The following is an 18598-nucleotide window of genomic DNA, read 5'->3' on the forward strand; positions in this document are numbered from 1 at the left end:
CGCGCTATCCCAGGTCCAGCCCCAGGTCCAGGGCCGGCGCGGAGTGGGTCAGCGCGCCGACGGACAGGTAGTCCACGCCGGTCTCGGCGTAGACCCGTGCGTCCGCCAGCTTGAGGCCGCCGGACACCTCCAGCTTCGTCGGGGCGCCGAGGTCCGCGACCCGCCGCACCGCCGCCACACACCGTTCCGGCGTGAAGTTGTCCAGCAGCACCAGTTCCGCCTTCTCCGCCAGCGCCTCCTCCAGCTGGTCGAGGGTGTCCACCTCCACCTCGCACGGCAGCTCCGGCGCCTGGGCACGCGCCGCACGCAGCGCCGCCGTCACCGAGCCCGCCGCCGCCACGTGGTTGTCCTTGATGAGCACGGCGTCGCCGAGGCCGAGACGGTGGTTGACACCGCCGCCCTGGCGGACCGCGTACTTCTCCAGCAGACGCAGGCCCGGCAACGTCTTCCTCGAGTCACGGATCCGCACGTCGGTACCCGCCACCGCCGCCACCCACGCCGCCGTCGCCGTCGCCACGCCGGACAGGTGGCACAGCAGGTTCAGCGCCGTACGCTCGGCGGTCAGCAACGCCCGAACCGGAGCGCGGACGACCAGTACGTCGTCGCCGGGCCGGACCTTCGTCCCTTCGTCCATTGTGGACAGTACCTCGTAGGCGCCGATGACCTCGTCGAAGACCGCGCGCACGGCCGGGATGCCGGCCACCGTCCCGAAAGCGCGTGGCGAGATCGTCGCCGTCGCCACGACATCCGCCGACACCGTCGCCGCGGTGGTCGCGTCCGGCCCGTAGCGCAGGTCTTCCTCCAGCGCCGTCCTCACCACCCGAAGCAGGTCGTCCTGGTCAATATCCCCGATACCCCCGTTCACGCCGCCCCCTCCACCAGTACTCGTTCCGCGATCATCGGTTGGCCGGACGGTGTCAGGCGCACCGTCAGGCTCCTCGCCCATTCTCCTGCCGGCACGGGGAAGTCGTCGCGAACGTGGCAGCCTCGCGACTCCTCACGGGCCGCCGCCGCGGCGATCAGCGCGCGGGCCGTCAGCGTCAGCGCCGCGTCCTCGACCAGCTCCCGCGTGCCGAGCGGACGGTCGACCGCCGACACGTCCAGCACCGACCCGACGACCGCGAGGCCCTCGGCGTCCCGGCCGATCGCGGCGTAGCGGCTCATCACCCGCTGCAGCGTGTCGCGGTCCGCGACCGGCACCACCGGCACCGGCGGGCACGCGGCCAGCCGCCGCTCCGCCGGCAAACCGAGCGCCAGGTCCGCCGCCACGGCCTCCGCGGCCCGCGTGCCGACGACCAGGCCTTCGAGCAGGCTGTTGGACGCCAACCTGTTCGCGCCGTGCAGGCCGGTGCGTGCCACCTCGCCGGCCGCGTACAGGCCGGGCACCGGCGTCCGACCCTCCACTGTGGACACCACGCCGCCGCAGGAGAAGTGTGCCGCCGGGGCGACGGGAATCGGCGCCACGGACGGGTCGACACCGACCGTGCGGCACGCGGCCAGCACCGTCGGGAACCGCCGCCGGAACTCCGCCGCGGACAGGTGTGTCGCGTCCAGGTACACGTGGTCGTCGCCCAGCGCGCTCATCCGGCGGGTGATCGCCGCGGACACCACGTCCCGCGGCGCCAGGTCCTCCTGCGGGTGCACGCCGGCCATCACGCGGTCACCACGGGAGTCGACCAGCACCGCACCCTCGCCGCGCACCGCCTCGGTGACCAGCGGGCACCGGCCGCGCGCGCCCGACCCCGTGTACAGCACGGTCGGGTGGAACTGCACGAACTCCAGGTCCGCCACCGGCGCCCCGGACCGCAACGCGATCGCCACGCCGTCCGCGGTCGCGACGGCCGGGTTCGACGTCGCCTGGTACAGCTGGCCGAGGCCGCCGGTCGCGAGCAGAACCGCCGGCGCCACAAGGACTCCCGGCCGGCCTTCGCCGTCGAGCACCAGCAGTCCGGCGACCTCGCCGGCCGGGGTCCGCAGCGTGTCGACCGCGGTGTGGTTCTCCAGCATCGGCACGCGGTCGTCCCGTGACGCCTCGACCAGCGCGCGTTCCACCTCGGCGCCGGTCGCGTCACCGCCCGCGTGCACCACGCGGAACGCCGTGTGGCCGCCCTCGCGGGTCCTGGCGAGCCGGTCACCTTCGACGTCGAACACCGCGCCGCGCTCCCGCAACCACGCGACCGCCGCGGGTCCGGCGCCGATGATCCGCGACGTCGCCACCACGTCGCACAGGCCGACGCCCGCGACCAGCGTGTCGTCGACGTGCCGGGCGATCGAGTCGTCCGCGACGTCGCCCAGCACCACGGCGACGCCACCCTGCGCCCAGCGGGTGTTGCCGCCGTCCGCGGCCTCCTTGGTCACGACCAGAACGTTCAGGCCCAGCTCACGGGCACGCAGCGCGGCGGTCAGCCCGGCGACGCCCGTGCCGACGACCACCAGGTCGGCCTGCGCCTCCCAGAGCGCGGACGTGGTCGCGCCCGGCCGCGAGGTCATTCCGCACCACCGGGCTTGCCGATCTCGATCATCCGCTGCACCGCGCCGCGGGCACGCGCGGCCGTCCGCGCGTCCACGTGCACCTCGTCGCGGCCCTCGCGCAGCGACCGGAGCAACGCGGCCGGCGTGATCATCTTCATGTACCGGCAGGACGCGCGCTCGTTCACCGCGCGGAAGTCGATCTCCGGCGCGGCGCGGCGCAGCTGGTGCAGCATGCCGATCTCGGTCGCGACCAGCACCGTGCTCGCCTTGGTGGCGCGGGCCTCGGTCACCATGTCACCGGTGGAGAGGATCTTGACCTGGTTCTTCGGGACCACGCCCTCGCCGGCCAGGTAGAGCGCGGAGGTCGCGCAGCCGCACTCGGGGTGCACGAACAGGTCGGCGGCCGGGTTGGCGGCGGCGCGGGCGGCCAGCTCAGGGCCGTTGATGCCGGCATGGACGTGGCACTCGCCGGCCCAGACATGCAGGTTCTCGCGGCCGGTCTCCCGCTTGACGTGTGCGCCGAGGAACTGGTCCGGCAGGAACAGGACCTCGCGGTCGGCGGGGATCGAGCGGACCACGTCGACGGCGTTGGAGGACGTGCAGCAGATGTCGGTCTCGGCCTTGACCTCGGCGGTCGTGTTCACATAGGACACGACGACGGCGTCCGGGTGCTCGGCCTTCCACGCACGCAGCTGGGCGGCGTCGATGGAGTCGGCGAGCGAGCAGCCGGCGCGGGCGTCGGGGATGAGCACGGTCTTGTCCGGGCTCAGGATCTTCGCGGTCTCGGCCATGAAGTGGACGCCGCAGAAGATGATCGTGGACGCGTCGCTGGCGGCCGCGATGCGGCTCAGCGCGAGCGAGTCGCCGGTGTGGTCGGCGATGTCCTGGATCTCCGGCAGTTGGTAGTTGTGCGCGAGCAGCACGGCGTCGCGTTCCCTCGCGAGCGCGCGCACCTCGTCGCGCCACGCCGCGTCCGGCTCGACCCCGGTGTACGGCGTCAGATCCTGCTCCAACGTCGCGGCCATCGTTCCCGCTGTGTTCATGGTTCGCTTCGCTCCTCCGCTAACGACGCCGTCTTCCCTCCTGCGCGCGGAGGCCCGGGCTCCTACCCCGCCGGGGCCGCCGTGCTCGTCAGTCCAGACGTCGCCCGCTCACGTCGCTCTCGCTCCACTGGTGGGCTACGGTCCGCCTGTCGGTTTCCTCTCCAGAGGTTTTCGCCTTAGGATCGAAAACATGCCTCATGCTACCACCGTGTTAACCGTGGCTGACCACGAAGTGCTGGCCGCGGTGCTCCAGGTGCGAGCGGGATCACTCCAGGTCCTGCTCTGGGAACGCGCTCAGGAACCGCACGCGCACCGGTGGTCACTCCCAGGCGGACGGCTCGGCGCGACCGAGGACATCGAGACGTCGATCCGGCGCCAGCTCGAGGAGAAGGTCGACGTCCGGCAGCTGGCGCACGTCGAGCAGCTGGCCGTGTTCAGCGCGCCGGACCGGGTGCCGGGCGGGCGGGTGATCGCCTCGGCGTTCCTGGGGCTCGTACCGTCCGACAACGACCCGGCGCTGCCGTCGGACACCGCCTGGCACCAGGTGGACGCGCTCCCCCGCACCGCGTTCGACCACGAGGCGATCGTGCGTCGAGCACGTGACCGGCTGCGGGCCAAGCTGTCCTACACGAACCTGGGGTTCGCGCTCGCGCCACCGGTGTTCACGGTCTCGGCGCTGCGGTCGCTGTACTCGGCGGCGCTGGGGTACCGGGTGTCCGCGACGAACCTGCAGCGGGTGCTGTCCCGGCGCGGCCTGCTCGAGCCCACTGGTGACACAGCGCCACCTGGACGGGCCGGCGGTCGCCCTGCCGCACTGTTCCGTTTCACCCAACGAGGGATCTCGGTGACTGACCCGTTCGCAGTGTTCAGGCCGCCGAACCAAGCGCGAGGAGCCGCGGCGACCTAGCCTGGGTCCGTGCCCTTACCGCTTCCGCTCTTCCCGCTACGAACGGTGCTGCTGCCCGGAGTGCCGTTGCCGTTGCACATCTTCGAGCCGCGGTACCGACAGTTGACCGTCGACCTGATGACGGGTGCCGTGCCGGAGAAGCGGTTCGGCGTCGTCGCGCTCACCCCGTCCGCGGAGGTGGAAGTCACCTCACTCGACCAGGTCAAACCGATCGGGTGTACGGCGGTGCTGCGCCAGGCCTCCCGGCTGCCCGACGGTCGGTTCGACATCGTGACCGTTGGCGAGCAGCGGTTCCGGCTGCTGGCACTGGACCACGCCGCGGCGCCGTACCTGATCGGCGAGGTCGAGTGGCTGCCGGACACCCCCGCGGTGGTCCCGGGTCAGCGCACGATCTCACAGACCATCGACTCGCTGGTCGCCGCGGCGCGGGCGGCCTACCGGCGGTACTGCCAGGCGGCATGGAAACAGGGCGAGTGGACCGAACCCGCGGAGGACGTGGACGTGGCCGCGCTGGCCCATCTGCTGACGACGGACTGCCTGCTGCCACTGGACGACCGCCAGCGCATCCTGGAGGAGACCCGCCCGCTGCACCGGCTGCGGCTGGTGACCCGGCTGATCAGCCGGGAGGCCGGGATTCTGGCGACCCTGAACGCGGTTCCCGCTCCCCCGGTGGAGATACCCCAGCAGGGCAACTGACCGTTCCCGCACCCACTAGCCGAGCCGGCGGCCCATGTCGTCCATGCCGTTCATCGCGGCGAGGACGCCGTATGCCAGGGCGGTCATCAGCGGCCACAGGATCAGGCCCCAGTGCGACTCGAGCACCGGCGCCACCGACACGATGTCCAGCGGCTTCATGCTCTGGGGCACCGGCCAGCGGCCGTCCGCCCACGACCTGCCGACCGACTGGGCGAGCCAGCCGCCGAGCGCGCCGCCCCCGGCGGCCGCCAGCATGACCACGGGACCGCGGCGTTCCCGCAGGTACCAGACCGCGACGCCGGTGACGATCCCCGCCGCGATGCACAGCAGCATGAAGATCACCAGGCCGTCGAACCGGTGGTAGCTCTCGTCGGTCAGCGTCGCCGCCTGGCCGTCCTGGGTGATGACCTTGCGCTGCGGCGGCGCGAGCCGTGACCACAGCCAGCCGACGGCGAGACCGAGCAACGCGACCGTGGACAGCACGCTGACCGCCGGCAGCAGGTCACGCCGGACGACCACCCGCGGCGTCCGCGGCTGCCACTCGGGGGCCGGGAAGGTCGGGTACTCGGGCTCCCGGTTCGGCGCGTGCTGCTCCCCGACCGGTTGTTCCGACACGCCGACCTCCCACTGGTCCCGGCCGCGAACACGACCCGTAGCCACAAAGACTAGTACCCGGCGTCGACCGACGAACGCTCACCGTGGCGGCTGCACCTGGCGGTCCACCCCGACGGCGTCACCTGCACGATCATGCGGCGCGCGCAGGCCGCGCAGAAGCGCGGCGGGTCGAGGTCGGCCTGGGTTCCCGAGCACCGGGCGTGGTCGCCCTCACCCGCCGGGCGGCCGCAGTGAGTACAGAAGCTCACGCCCGCGTCGGGCCCGTGGCCGGCTCCGCTCACAGATGCTCGCTCAGCGCCTTGACGGGCATCTTGAGCTCCGCCAGCATGTCCAGGTCCTGCTGGGCGGGCCGACCGAGGTTGGTCAGGTAGTTGCCGACGATGATGGCGTTGATGCCGCCCAGCATGCCCTGCTCGGCGCCGAGGTCACCGAGGGTCAGCTCGCGGCCGCCGGCGAACCGCAGGATCGTGCGGGGCAGCGCGAGCCGGAACGCGGCGATCGTGCGCAGCGCGGCCTTGCCCTCGACGATCTCGTAGTTCTCGTACGGGGTGCCGGGCTGCGGGATGAGGAAGTTCATGGGGACCTCGTGCGGGTCCAGCTCACCGAGCTGCGCCGCGAACTCCGCGCGCTGCTCGACCGTCTCCCCCATGCCGATGATCCCGCCGCAGCAGACCTCCATGCCGGCCACGTGCACCATCTTGAGCGTGTCCCACCGCTCCTCCCACGAGTGGGTGGTCACCACGTTGGGGAAGTGCGAGCGGGCGGTCTCGAGGTTGTGGTTGTAGCGGTGCACGCCCATCTCGACGAGCTCGTCGACCTGCGCCTGGGTGAGCATGCCGAGCGAGCAGGCGATCTGGATGTCGTTGCCGTCCTCACGGATGGCCCTGATCCCGTCGCGGACCTGGGACAGCAGCCGCTTGTCCGGGCCACGTACGGCGGCGACGATGCAGAACTCCGACGCGCCGGTGGCCGCGGTCTCCCGGGCCGCCCTGACCAGGCCGGGGATGTCCAGCCACGCCGACCGCACCGGCGAGGGGAACTGGCCGGACTGCGAGCAGAAGTGGCAGTCCTCGGGGCAGCCGCCGGTCTTGAGGCTGACGATGCCCTCGACCTCGACCTCCGGACCGCACCAGCGCATCCGCACGTCGTGGGCGAGCGCGAGCAGCTCGGGGATCCGGTCGTCGTCGAGGTGGAGGATGTCGAGAATCTGCGACTCGGTCAGGCCGACACCGCGTTCGAGCACCTGCTCCCGGGCGATGGCGAGTGGGTCGGTCTCCGCCGTCGTTTCCGTCCGTTCGGCAGCTGCGGTCACCGGTGGCCTCCATCCGTGATCGGGTGCTTCCGGGCCAGTCTGCCGCAACCGGCTCACGTGGACACGCGATGTGCGTCACGCGCGATCGTTCCTCGAGCGACGCTAGGCGGCGTGTGTCGCGGCGAAACCGGTCGCGTCGAACTCGCCGCCCAGCGACGGGGCCAGCGACTGGATGGCCATGTCCAGGAACTTCATCCGGTTGAGGGTGCCGGCCCCGGCCGGGAGGGCGCCGACCAGCGGCGCGCCGGCGACCACCGGCAGGTCGTCGAGGTTGCAGCGGGCGGCGAGGTCCGGCTTGGCGGGCCACGAGCCGACCACCACGCCGGCGCACTCGATGCCCCTGCGCCGCAGGGCCTCCGCGGTCAGGGCGGTCTCGTTGAGGGTGCCGAGGCCGGCGTTGGCGACGATCAGCACGGGCGCGCCGGCGGACCAGGCGACGTCGGCGAGCGTGCCGCCGTGGTCGTCCATCCGCACCAGTAGGCCGCCCGCGCCCTCGACGAGCACCAGGTCGTGGCCGCGGGACAGCTCGACGGCGGCCGCGGCGGCCTGCTTGGGCGTGACGGGCATGATGCCGACCCTGCGCGCCGCCGTGGCAGGGGCGAGCGGGTCGGGGAAGCGGGCAAGCTCCCAGGTCGTGACGTCGTCGCCGGCGAGGCGGGTGACCTCGTCGACGTCGCCGGGCTCGCCGGGTGCTAGTCCGGTCTGTGTCGGCTTGAGGACCGCGACGCTCCGCCGCCGGTGCACGGCGAGCGCGGCCACGGCAGCAGCCACGACCGTCTTGCCGACGCCCGTTCCGGTACCTGTGAGCACCATGAAACTCACGGGCCGTAAATTTAGTCCCACCCATTTGCCGCAACCCAAGCCGCCCCGGTCTCGGTTAGGGTCTCACCCGTGATCCTGGGCGACGGGGGGTCTGCTACGGATCAGACCCAAGTCTTCGGCGCGGAATGGTGTGGCGACTGCCGGCGTGCCAAGACGTGGCTACGCAGGCACAACGTCCCTTTCGTGGAGTACGACACCGAGGCCGACCCCGCCGTGCAGGCGCGGGCGATGGAGATCGCGGGTGGGCGGACCAACATCCCGGTGATCGTCGCCCCGGACGGCACGGTGCTCGTGGAGCCGACCGACGTGGAGCTGGCCACCACGCTGTCCTCCTACCGGCTGCGGCGCGGCCGGACCGAGTGCCGCTGAGAGTTAACCTCCGCGGGTGGATCTCATCGCACTCGACCGGGCACACGTCTGGCATCCCTACGGCCCCATGCCCGGCGTCGTCGACCCCCTGGTGGTCGAGTCGGCGGCCGGCGTGCGGTTGCGGCTCGCCGACGGACGCGAGCTGGTCGACGGCATGTCGTCGTGGTGGGCGGCCATCCACGGGTACCGGAACCCCGTGCTGGACAAGGCGTTGACGGACCAGGCCGGCCGGATGAGCCACGTCATGTTCGGCGGCCTGACCCACGAGCCCGCGGTCCGGCTGGCGACGAAGCTGGTCGAGATCACGCCCGCCGGGCTGGAGCACGTCTTCCTGTGCGACTCCGGCTCGGTGTCGGTCGAGGTCGCGGTCAAGATGGCGCTGCAGCACTGGCGCTCCCTGGACCGCCCCGAGAAGCGGCGCCTGCTGACCTGGCGCGGCGGCTACCACGGCGACACGTTCCACCCGATGAGCGTCTGCGACCCGGACGGTGGCATGCACAGCCTGTGGCGTGGTGTGCTGCCGGCGCAGGTGTTCGCGGACACTCCCCCGGCCGGCTTCGAGCACGACTACGTCGCCCACCTCGCCTCGATGATCGAGGAGCACGCGGACGAGCTGGCCGCGGTGATCGTCGAGCCGGTCGTGCAGGGTGCGGGCGGGATGCGGTTCCACGACCCGCGCTACCTGCACGTCCTGCGCGAGCTGACGCTGGCCAACGACGTGCTGCTGATCTTCGACGAGATCGCGACCGGCTTCGGCCGCACCGGCACCCTGTTCGCCGCCGACCAGGCCGCGGTCGCGCCGGACATCATGTGCGTCGGCAAGGCTCTGACCGGCGGCTACCTGTCGATGGGCGCGACCCTGTGCACGTCGCGCGTGGCCGACGGCATCTCCCGCGGCTCGGTCCCGGTCCTGGCCCACGGTCCGACGTTCATGGGCAACCCGCTGTCGTCGGCCGTGGCCTGCGCTTCGATCGAGCTGCTGCTGTCGCAAGACTGGCAGGGCACGGTCAGGCGCCTGGAGGCCGGACTGGCGGCCGGCCTCGAACCGGCACGCACGCTGCCGGGCGTGCGGGACGTCCGCGTGCTGGGCGCGATCGGGGTCGTGCAGCTGGACCACGAGGTGGACATGGCAGCGGCGACCGAGGCGGCGGTGGCGGCGGGCGTGTGGCTGCGTCCGTTCCGGGACCTGATCTACACGATGCCGCCGTACGTCACCGCCCCCGCCGACCTGGCGCTGATCACCGAGGGCATGCTGGCCGCGGCCAGTCGCGGTTAGCTCGCAGGGTGTCTCGTCGCGGGTCTACACCACCGTCAGGACGATCTTGCCCGTGGCACCGCCCCGCTCACCGTGCTCGTGCGCCCTGGCGGCCTCGGCCAGCGGGAACACAGAGTCGAGGGTGACAGCCAGCTGGCCCTTCTCGACGAGGTCGACCAGGGCGACCATGCCCGCGTGGTCCGGTTCGACGAGCATGAAGGCGTCGTCCGTCGGGTTGGCCAGCACGACGTGGACGCCGCCGGCACGCAGCACGGAGCGTGACCGGGCGGCGTAGTCACCACCGATGGTGTCGATGACGACGTCCAGGTCGCCGGTCTCCCGGGTGAAGTCCGTCGTGCGGTAGTCGATCAGCTCGTCGGCGCCGAGCCCGCGGACGAAGTCGTGCTTGGCGGCACTGGCGGTGCCGATGACGTGGGCGCCGCGCGCCTTGGCGATCTGCACCGCGAGGTGCCCGACCCCGCCGGCCGCGGCATGGACCAGGACGCGTTGTCCTGGTTGGACGTTCGCGTAGTCCACAAGGGACTGCCAGGCGGTGAGCCCGGCGAGCGGCAACCCGGCGGCGGTCACGTGGTCGAGACTCGCCGGCTTGCGCGCGAAGTGGCGGGGCGGCGCGACGACGTACTCGGCGTAGGCGCCGGCGGGCTTCGGGAAGAGCGGCATGCCGAACACCTCGTCACCCGGCCGGTAGAGCTGCACACCCGGTCCGACCGCCTCGACGACACCCGAGACGTCGTAGCCCGGGATGTAGGGAGCCGCTCCGCCGCGCGTCTCACCACGGGCCCGCGACTTCCAGTCGGTGGGGTTGACGCCGGCGGCATGCACGCGCACGAGGATCTCCACGGGCCCCGGCTCGGGTCGGGGCACCTCGACCTCGGCCAACACCTCCGGGCCACCGGACCGCTGGACGCTGATCGCCCGCATCGTCTTCGTCATGGGGCCATCCTCTCCCCGATCATCGAAGTCGGCCAGTAGCGCGAACGCCATCGCGTGACAAGATCGAGCCAGTCAGCAAGGGGGTTGCCGATGGTCGACGTCATCGGGGCCGGGTATGGGCGGACCGGGACGGCTTCGTTGAAACGGGCCCTGGAGCTGCTCGGGTTCGGGCCCTGCCATCACATGAGTGAGGTGCTCAAGCGGCCCGACACCGCGGCCGGGTGGGCTCGCGCGTTGGGTGGCGGCACGACCGTCCTGCCCGAGCTTCTCGACGGATACCGGGCCTGCCTGGACCTGCCCAGCTGTCTGCTGTGGCGGGAGTCGACCGAGCTGTGGCCACACGCGAAGGTCGTGCTCACCGTCCGGGAGCCGCGGGCTTGGTACCGGAGCGCACGGGCCACGATTCTCGGTCAGGACAAGGGAGAGCGCGTCGAGCGGCTCACGTCGGCGGGTGGTTCCGGGCTTGTCGAGGCGCTCGCACCCCTGTCGGCGGCCATGGCCACCAGGGGGTTCCGCCGAGATCTGGACGAAGCCGACACCATCGCGGAGTTCCTGCGGCACAACGACTCCGTGCGTGCCGGGGTGGCCGCCGAGCGGCTGCTCGTGTACGAGGTCGAGCTGGGCTGGGCGCCGTTGTGCAACTTTCTCGACGTCAGGGTGCCAAACGTGCCCTTTCCGCACGGAAACGACGCGGGCTCGTTCCGGGACAATGTCGACCAGGCCGTGCGCAGGGGTGGTGACTTCGACTAGTGTCCCGCGCCGGAAATGCGGTGATCAAGTCGGTGGATCCAGGTTTCTGCTGGCAAGGCGCCGGTTCGCCCTCGTACTGGGTCGTACTTGGGCGAACCGGCAACGCCGCCAGCAGGAAGCTGGGCCGCCGAATTGGTTGCCTGATTTCCGGCGCGGGACACTAGCGCGGTGGACACCGCACTGGTCACGGCAGCACGAGGATCGCGTCGCCCACCGGCCGTTCGCCGGTCGCGTCGGACGGGGTGTTGATCACCTTGCCGTTGGCCACCATGGTGGTTGAGCCGCCACCGTCCAGGTTGATCGCGTCGCGCATGCCCAGGGCCTGGGCCACCGCCGCGGACTCGGCTATCGACAGGCCCAGGCTCGACGTAGACCGCCCGTCCACCGTGATCAGCACGACCCGGCCGCGGGCGTCCACGCCCGCTATCGTCCGCGGGTTTCGTTTCGCGGCCCAGCCGTAGTACCAACTCGGGTCGTTCGGATGGACCATGCCGTCACGGGCCGGGGTCGCGTGCTGACGACCGTCGCGGACGAGCTCCGGACCGCCGTTGATCACGTAGTCGGACCGAGCACCGCTCAGGCGACTCGTGATCGTCAGCTTCTGGCCTGGTTGAGCCAGGTTCGTCAGCTCCGCCGCCCGGCTGCCGGTGGCCTGGACCGACCGGGCGCCGGCAGGCAGCGGACCGCCACGCGGCGTGCGAACGGTCACGACCCGGCCGTGGGCGTCGACGACCGCCTCGGCACCCGGACCCGCCGGTGTCGAGGCGCCGAAGTCCGCGGTGAACGCCACCAGCTCGTCGGGATCGGTGCAGGTCGTGTCGTGCAAGGGGCGATCGGTGGGGGCGTCGCCGAGACCGCCACAGTTGCGGATCAGGCCGGGAACGCGGTTCAGCCCGTCCAGCCGCACCGTCCGCCGCCCACTCGAGACGGTGCCGGTCCAGGTGTTACGGGTGACCGTCGCGTGGGCGTTCTGACTGAAGACCAGCGACGGCCGGCCGTTCACCGCCTCACTGAGCAGGCGTCCGTCGTACACGCCGACGCCAGCCGGGTCACCCGGTGCACCCGCAGCCGGGTCCAGCACGAAGAAGCCGGCGTTGACGGCAGCCGTAGCGCCACGCGCGGCCGCCAGAACGCTCGTGGTCTCCCGCCGTTCGATGTCGGGCCCGAAGTCACCGGCAAGGGACCCGCGAAACCTCCGAGGGTCGACGGTCAGCACCCGCACGACCCACGGACCACGGTCGGTGGACGCACCGTCCCACCCGGTGAACACGGTCGACCCGGCAAAACCCGCCGCCCGAACCGCGGCAAGCTGAGTGTCGGCCAAAGCCTTCGTGGGGTGATGGCCGACACGGACCCGAAACCCGAGCGAGCCACCCGCGAAGTCCGCCAGCCGCGGAGTGGTGACGTCCTCGACCCGCGGCTCGAACCCCGCGGACCGCAGCGCCGCGGCCAGCTGGTCGGCTGCCGCACGCGTGGACAGGGCGGTCGGCGGTGCGTCCGGATCCGGCCCACCACCGGGAATCGAGATCTCCACGGTCCAGCTGTCGGCAGAGTCGGCCACGCCACGGACGATCGTGGTCAGGGTGACACCAGGCTGAAGGGTCTCGGTGGTCCGGGTCTCCGGCAGACCACGCGGCCCAAGCGGCAGACCCCGCTCGTGGGCCTGCGCCACAGGCGCGGTGAGGAGCGCGCCGAGTAAAGCGGCTCCGCTGAGTACGACCAACCTACGCGTCCACATAAGACACCCCGTCCCGATCCGCGGTCGGGCAAACCCAACCACAGCAACCCGCCAATGTCACTGAGCTTGGGAGGCAGCGAGCAACACAAAAGGCGCAAAAGGCGCAAAAGGCAGAAAGGGAAGGAAGGGAAGGAAGGGAAGGAAGGGAAGAAAAGATCACGAACGGCAGAAAAAGCATGGAAAGGCATGGAAAGGCATGGAAAGGCATGGAAAGCAATACTGGCCCTACCAAGCCCACCCCCTTGCCAACCCACGCCCCCGGCCCACCCCTGCCCCGCACCCCGGAACCCCGGAACCCCGGCCCGGCCCGGCACCCACCCCGGCCAAGCCACGCAGCCAGAATCAGGCGTCCACCGTCACACCAGGAATCGCCTTGATCTCACCCAGAAAAGCCGGCGTCACCTTGATCGGATAGTCGTCCAAGGCCAACGTCACGCCGTTTTCCTTGTGGGCGAACCGCAGATGGACCGGAGTGTCACCCCGATGAGCGGTCAGGGTGTTCTTCAACTCCCCCACCACCTCGTCGTTCAGCTTGACCGGGTTGCACAGCAGGACGAAAGGGGTTTCCTCCTCCTCCGCCGCCGCTGACAGGTCAGCCTCGGAGAACTCGAGCGGGATCAGGCCAGAGCCGAAGACGGACATCTTGTCCTCGCGCCAGTTGACCCGGCCCTTCACCGCTACCGCCGCGTCCTCCACCAGGTCCTGCGACAGCACGGAGTAGCTCTTCGCGAAGAACAGGACCTCGATCGACGCGTCCAGGTCCTCGATCGTGCAGATGCACCACGGTTCGCCCTGCTTGTTCACGCGGCGTTCCATCGCGGAGATCATTCCCGAGAGGACCAGCTCGCCTTCCTTCGGCGGGTCGGCCAGGATTTCCGCGATCGGCTTCGGCGCGTGTTTGCGGAGTAGGCGTTGGGCGCCGTCCAGGGGGTGGGCCGACACGTACAGGCCCAGCATCTCCCGTTCGTACGCGAGGAGTTGCTTGCGTGGCCACTCCTCCTCGGTGAACTTCAGGTGTGCCAACGGGCTCGAGTCGCTCGACGGTGCAGAACCCTCGTCGTCGCCGAAGCCGAACAGGTCGAACTGGCCCATCGCCTCCTGGCGCTTCAGGCCGACGACCGCCTCCACCGCTTCTTCGTGCGCCTGGACCAGGGACAGGCGGGTGTGCTTCATCGAGTCGAACGCGCCCGCCTTCACGAGTGACTCGATCACCCGCTTGTTGCAGACCACCAGCTCCGACTTGTCCAGGAAGTCGGTGAAACTCGTGTAGTTGCCCTTTGCCTCGCGCGTCTTGATGATCGAGTCGACCACGTTCGCGCCGACGTTGCGGACCGCGCCCATGCCGAAGCGGATGTCGGTGCCGACCGCGGCGAAGCGCAGGCCGGACTCGTTGACGTCCGGGGGCAGCACCTTGATGCCGGAGCGGCGGCACTCGGACAGGTAGACCGCGCTCTTGTCCTTGTTGTCCGCCACCGACGTCAGCAGCGCGGCCATGTACTCGGCCGGGTAGTTGGCCTTGAGGTACGCGGTCCAGTACGACACCAGGCCGTAGGCGGCCGCGTGTGACTTGTTGAACGCGTAGCCCGCGAACGGGAGGATCGTGTCCCACAGCGCCTTGATCGCCGCGTCGGAGAAGCCGCCGGGGCGCAGGTCGCTCGCCTTCATGCCGGCCTGGAAGCGCTCGAACTCGGCGTCCAGCACCTCCTGCTTCTTCTTGCCCATGGCCTTGCGGAGCACGTCCGCCTGTCCCATGGAGTAGCCCGCGACCTTCTGGGCGATGAACATGATCTGCTCTTGGTAGACGATCAGACCATAGGTCTCGGACAGGATGTCCTTGAGCGGTTCCTGCAGCTCGGGGTGGATCGGCTTGATCTGCTGCCGCTTGTTCTTGCGGTCCGCGTAGTCGTTGTGGGCGTTCATGCCCATCGGGCCGGGGCGGTACAGGGCGCCGACCGCGACGATGTCCTCGAAGCCCGTCGGCTGCATGCGGCGCAGCAGGTCCCGCATGGGGCCACCGTCCAGCTGGAACACGCCGAGCGTGTCGCCCTTGGACAGCAGCTTGTACGTGTTCTTGTCGTCCAGGCCGAGGGTGTCGAGGTCGACGTCCTCGCCGCGGTTGCTGTTGATGTTGTCGATCGCGTCGCCGATGACCGTCAGGTTGCGCAGGCCGAGGAAGTCCATCTTCAGCAGGCCGATGGCCTCGCAGGACGGGTAGTCCCAGCCGGTGATGATCGAGCCGTCGTCACGCTGCCACAGTGGGATCGACTGCATCAGCGGCTGCGACGACAGAATCACGGCACATGCGTGCACACCCGCGTTGCGGATCAGGCCCTCGAGGCCACGGGCGGTCTCGAAGATCTTGCCGACCTCGGTGTCGGTCTCGATCAGCGTGCGGACCTCGGCGGCCTCGGCGTAGCGCTCGTGCTTCGGGTCCACGATGCCGGACAGCGGGATGTCCTTGGCCATGATCGGCGGCGGCAGCGCCTTCGAGATCCGGTCGGCGATCGCGAAGCCCGGCTGGCCGTGCAGGACCCGGGCCGAGTCCTTCAGCGCGGCCTTGGTCTTGATGGTGCCGAACGTGATGACCTGGGCGACCTTGTCCTGGCCGTACTTGTCCGTGGCGTAGGTGATCATCTCGCCACGCCTGCGGTCGTCGAAGTCGATGTCGATGTCGGGCATGGCCGTGCGTTCCGGGTTGAGGAACCGCTCGAACAGCAGGCCGTGCGGGATCGGGTCGAGGTTGGTGATGCCCAGCGCGTACGCGACCAGCGAGCCCGCCGCGGACCCACGGCCGGGACCCACCCGGATGCCCACCCGCCGCGCGTAGGACACCAGGTCGGCGACCACGAGGAAGTACGCCGGGAAGCCCTTCTGGATGATCACGTTCAGCTCGAACTCGGCCCGCTCGACGTACCCGTCGGGAATGCCGTCCGGGAAGCGCCAGTTGAGGCCGCGCATGACCTCCTTGTGCAGCCAGCTGGGCTGGTCCTCGCCCGCCGGCACGTCGAACACCGGCATCCGGTCGGCGAAGGCCCAGACGTCCTCGTAGGACTCGACACGCTCGGCGATCAGCAGCGTGGAGTCGGCCGCGCCGGGGACCTCCTTGTCCCAGTACTCACGCATGTCCTCGGCGGACTTCAGGTAGTAGCCGTCGCCGTCGAACTTGAAGCGGTTCGGGTCGGACAGCGTCTTGCCGGACTGCACGCAGAGCAGGGCGGCGTGGTCGTCGGCCTGGTCCTTGGTGACGTAGTGCGAGTCGTTGGTGGCCAGTGGCCGCAGGTCGAGCTTCCTGCCGATGTCCAGCAGGCCCTCACGCACCGACCGCTCGATCGGCAGCCCGTGGTCCATCAGCTCCAGGAAGAAGTTCTCATGGCCGAAGATGTCCCGGTAGTCGGACGCGGCCTGGATCGCCTCGGCGGTCTGACCAAGACGCAGCCGGGTCTGGACCTCGCCGGACGGGCAGCCCGTGGTCGCGACGATGCCCCTCGCGTGCTCGGCGATCAGCTCGCGGTCCATGCGGGGCTTGCGGTAGTAGCCCTGGATGGAGGCGAGCGAGGACAGCGTGAACAGGTTGCGCAGACCCGTCGCGTCGGCGGCGAGCATGGTCATGTGCGTGTACGCGCCGCCACCCGAGACGTCACCGCCCACGCCCTCGTCGTCGGAGCTGCGCTGGCGGGCCTCGCCCCAGAAGACCGGCTTCTTGTGGTAGCGGCTGTTGGGCGCGACGTAGGCCTCGATGCCGATGATCGGCTTGACGCCGATCTTCTTGGCCGACTGGTAGAACTCGTCGGCCCCGTACATGTTGCCGTGGTCGGTCATGCCGACCGCGGGCATGCCGAGCCGCGCGGCCTCCTTGATCAGCGGCGCGACCTTGGCGGCGCCGTCGAGCATCGAGTACTCGGTGTGCACATGGAGATGAACGAACGAGTCAGCCGCCACGAGGCACCACCCTACGACGCGGTGACGCGGGGTTGAACGACCGGCTCATGGTGTGTCTTCATGCGGGGTGTTGTACCTCGGACCACCGACAACGAGCGAAGCCCACGGCGCGGATCAGCGGGCACCGCCGCGCGAAAGGCATGATCGACGGCATGCGCTTCCGGCCCATCTCGCCCGATCTGCTGGTCACCGAAGTGGCCGAGATGATCATCACCCGATCGGGCACGGACTGGACCAGGGTGGCGGTCGACGGGGCGCCGCCGGCCGCACCCGGGGAGCTCGCCGACCGGCTCGCCGACGAGCTGCGGGTGCGCGGGCGGGCGGTGCAGCGGGTGTCCGCCGCGGACTTCCTGCGGCCGGCGTCGCTGCGGTTCGAGCGTGGCCGGACCGACCCGGACGCCCGGTACGACGACTGGCTCGACGTGGGCGCGCTGACCCGCGAGGTGTTCACGCCGCTCGGCCCCGGCGGGTCCGGGCGGGTGCTGCCCTCGTTCTGGAACGCGGCGACCGACCGCGCCACGCGGGCGGACTACGTGGACCTGCCGCGCCCCGGCGTGCTCGTGCTCGACGGCGAGCTGCTGCTCGGCCGCGGCCTGCCGTTGGACTGTGCCGTTCATCTGTGGATCTCCCCTGCCGCCCTGCGGCGGAGGTTGTCCGACGCATGGGCGTTGCCTGCCTTCGAGCGCTACCACTCGACCGTGCGGCCGCTCGACCACGCCGACTTCGCGGTACGAGTGGACGATCCGGCGCACCCGGCGCTGCTCGACGGGTAGTTTATCGAACATTCGAGCGAACGCACCTCGGGGCCGGCCGGACAGGTCACGTCGAAGCGCGGCCGCCGAACGGGTGCGGCAGACTCTTGCCCGGCAGTCGACTGAGGAGGACTTACATGGCAACCATCCGCACCGCCAACGCGCACTGGGAGGGCTCGCTGCTCGAGGGCGCCGGCACCGTCTCGCTGGACTCGTCCGGCATCGGTTCCTACGAGGTGTCCTGGGCGTCCCGGGCGAACGACGCCAACGGGAAGACCAGCCCGGAGGAGCTCATCGCGGCGGCCCACTCGACCTGCTACTCGATGGCGCTCTCGCACGCCCTCGCCGGCGCGGGCACGCCGCCGCAGACGGTCGACACGAAGGCCGACGTCACGTTCCAGCCCGGGGAGGGGATCACGGGGATCCACCTCACCGTGCGGGCCTCGATTCCGGGGATCTCCTCGGAGGACTTCGCGAAGACCGCCGAGGAGGCCAAGGCGAACTGCCCGGTGTCGAAGGCGCTTGCCGGGACGACGATCACGCTGGATGCGGCGTTGGTCTGAGGGTCTCTGCCGTTTCTGGCCGTTTGCGGGCGGGCCGGGCGGCCGGGGGCCGGGGGCGCGTTGGGAGGCGGGGCTGGGCCGGGGGTCGATCCGGTCCGGCTGCTTGACGCTTGAGGGCCTTCGCTGGTTGGGAGGAGACGGCCGGGAGGTTGGGGCGTTTGGGAGGGCACCGCTGAGCCTCCGGCGTCTTGGCCTGGCCGGTTGAAGCACGGACTCCTCACTGGCCTGGACCGCCGCGGCGGGAAGGAGCCGGCCGCTCGGCCGCCTCCCGCTTGGGAAGAGTCGGCCGCGAGGTTGGGACGTTCGGGAGAGCATCTCTCAGCCTCCGGCTTGGCCCGGCTGGTCGAAGCCTGTGGTGGGAAGGACACGTCCAGGCTTGGCCCCGCCAAGGGGGCGGGCGAGGCGGAACGC

At 70.6% G+C, this 18598-nt stretch carries 17 protein-coding genes; 7 read left to right on the plus strand and 10 right to left on the minus strand.

What is annotated here, in order from left to right; translation table 11 throughout:
• Positions 1-4: 4 nt before the first annotated feature.
• Genes nadC through nadA form a run of 3 tightly spaced genes read right to left on the minus strand, consistent with a single transcriptional unit; the run spans position 5 to position 3497 of the window.
• Positions 5-865, minus strand: coding sequence for a carboxylating nicotinate-nucleotide diphosphorylase (nadC, locus tag VET29_RS22080; protein ID WP_324923483.1), 861 nt, complete (start codon positions 863-865; stop codon positions 5-7).
• Positions 862-2490, minus strand: a complete 1629-nt coding sequence (locus tag VET29_RS22085) for an L-aspartate oxidase (protein WP_324923484.1) — start codon at positions 2488-2490, stop codon at positions 862-864. The genes nadC and VET29_RS22085 overlap by 4 nt, the downstream gene beginning before the upstream one ends.
• The gene (nadA, locus tag VET29_RS22090; RefSeq protein WP_324923573.1) at positions 2487-3497 is read right to left on the minus strand and encodes a quinolinate synthase NadA; all 1011 of its coding nucleotides are present in this window, start codon (positions 3495-3497) and stop codon (positions 2487-2489) included. The genes VET29_RS22085 and nadA overlap by 4 nt, the downstream gene beginning before the upstream one ends.
• A 208-nt stretch (positions 3498-3705) precedes the next feature.
• On the opposite strand from nadA, the gene VET29_RS22095 reads away from it, so the two are divergent.
• Together VET29_RS22095 and VET29_RS22100 are read left to right on the plus strand one after the other, a co-directional pair.
• Positions 3706-4422: an NUDIX hydrolase gene (locus tag VET29_RS22095; protein WP_324923486.1), complete on the plus strand. Its 717-nt coding sequence runs from the start codon at positions 3706-3708 to the stop codon at positions 4420-4422.
• Between the two features lie 9 nt (positions 4423-4431).
• The gene (locus tag VET29_RS22100; RefSeq protein WP_324923488.1) at positions 4432-5118 is read left to right on the plus strand and encodes an LON peptidase substrate-binding domain-containing protein; all 687 of its coding nucleotides are present in this window, start codon (positions 4432-4434) and stop codon (positions 5116-5118) included.
• Positions 5119-5133: 15 nt separating this feature from the next.
• Here VET29_RS22100 and VET29_RS22105 read toward each other — a convergent pair whose 3' ends face one another.
• The 4 genes from VET29_RS22105 to bioD all read right to left on the minus strand — a co-directional run bounded on the left by VET29_RS22105 (position 5134) and on the right by bioD (position 7867).
• Positions 5134-5733, minus strand: a complete 600-nt coding sequence (locus tag VET29_RS22105; protein WP_324923490.1) for a DUF2567 domain-containing protein — start codon at positions 5731-5733, stop codon at positions 5134-5136.
• A gap of 50 nt (positions 5734-5783) precedes the next feature.
• A complete protein-coding gene (locus VET29_RS22110; protein ID WP_324923492.1) occupies positions 5784-6014 on the minus strand; it encodes a hypothetical protein in 231 nt (76 codons plus the stop codon).
• Positions 6011-7045: a biotin synthase BioB gene (gene bioB, locus VET29_RS22115; RefSeq protein WP_324923494.1), complete on the minus strand. Its 1035-nt coding sequence runs from the start codon at positions 7043-7045 to the stop codon at positions 6011-6013. The genes VET29_RS22110 and bioB overlap by 4 nt, the downstream gene beginning before the upstream one ends.
• Before the next feature lie 102 nt (positions 7046-7147).
• A complete protein-coding gene (gene bioD / locus VET29_RS22120; RefSeq protein WP_324923497.1) occupies positions 7148-7867 on the minus strand; it encodes a dethiobiotin synthase in 720 nt (239 codons plus the stop codon).
• Positions 7868-7936: 69 nt separating this feature from the next.
• Between bioD and VET29_RS22125 the strand changes: the two genes are divergently transcribed.
• The gene (locus VET29_RS22125; protein ID WP_324923499.1) at positions 7937-8236 is read left to right on the plus strand and encodes a glutaredoxin family protein; all 300 of its coding nucleotides are present in this window, start codon (positions 7937-7939) and stop codon (positions 8234-8236) included.
• Positions 8237-8252: 16 nt separating this feature from the next.
• The gene (locus VET29_RS22130; RefSeq protein WP_324923500.1) at positions 8253-9512 is read left to right on the plus strand and encodes an adenosylmethionine--8-amino-7-oxononanoate transaminase; all 1260 of its coding nucleotides are present in this window, start codon (positions 8253-8255) and stop codon (positions 9510-9512) included.
• Between the two features lie 24 nt (positions 9513-9536).
• Here VET29_RS22130 and VET29_RS22135 read toward each other — a convergent pair whose 3' ends face one another.
• Positions 9537-10433 carry an NADP-dependent oxidoreductase gene (locus VET29_RS22135; protein ID WP_324923575.1) on the minus strand — a complete coding sequence of 299 codons (897 nt, stop codon included), beginning with the start codon at positions 10431-10433 and terminating at the stop codon, positions 9537-9539.
• Between the two features lie 102 nt (positions 10434-10535).
• Between VET29_RS22135 and VET29_RS22140 the strand changes: the two genes are divergently transcribed.
• Entirely contained in the window at positions 10536-11195 is a 660-nt protein-coding gene (locus tag VET29_RS22140) for a sulfotransferase family protein (protein ID WP_324923502.1), read from the plus strand.
• Positions 11196-11379: 184 nt separating this feature from the next.
• Here the strand turns inward: VET29_RS22140 and VET29_RS22145 are convergent, their stop codons facing one another.
• Together VET29_RS22145 and dnaE are read right to left on the minus strand one after the other, a co-directional pair.
• Positions 11380-12756 carry a phosphodiester glycosidase family protein gene (locus VET29_RS22145; protein ID WP_324923504.1) on the minus strand — a complete coding sequence of 459 codons (1377 nt, stop codon included), beginning with the start codon at positions 12754-12756 and terminating at the stop codon, positions 11380-11382.
• 519 nt (positions 12757-13275) lie between these two features.
• A complete protein-coding gene (gene dnaE / locus VET29_RS22150) occupies positions 13276-16872 on the minus strand; it encodes a DNA polymerase III subunit alpha (RefSeq protein ID WP_324923506.1) in 3597 nt (1198 codons plus the stop codon).
• 152 nt (positions 16873-17024) lie between these two features.
• Between dnaE and VET29_RS22155 the strand changes: the two genes are divergently transcribed.
• Positions 17025-17645, plus strand: coding sequence for a uridine kinase (locus VET29_RS22155; RefSeq protein WP_324923508.1), 621 nt, complete (start codon positions 17025-17027; stop codon positions 17643-17645).
• Between the two features lie 116 nt (positions 17646-17761).
• Positions 17762-18187: an OsmC family protein gene (locus VET29_RS22160; protein ID WP_324923510.1), complete on the plus strand. Its 426-nt coding sequence runs from the start codon at positions 17762-17764 to the stop codon at positions 18185-18187.
• The last annotated feature ends 411 nt before the right edge of the window (positions 18188-18598 follow it).

The organism is Actinophytocola sp. (assembly GCF_035634895.1).
In the GTDB taxonomy this organism is placed as follows: domain Bacteria; phylum Actinomycetota; class Actinomycetes; order Mycobacteriales; family Pseudonocardiaceae; genus Actinophytocola.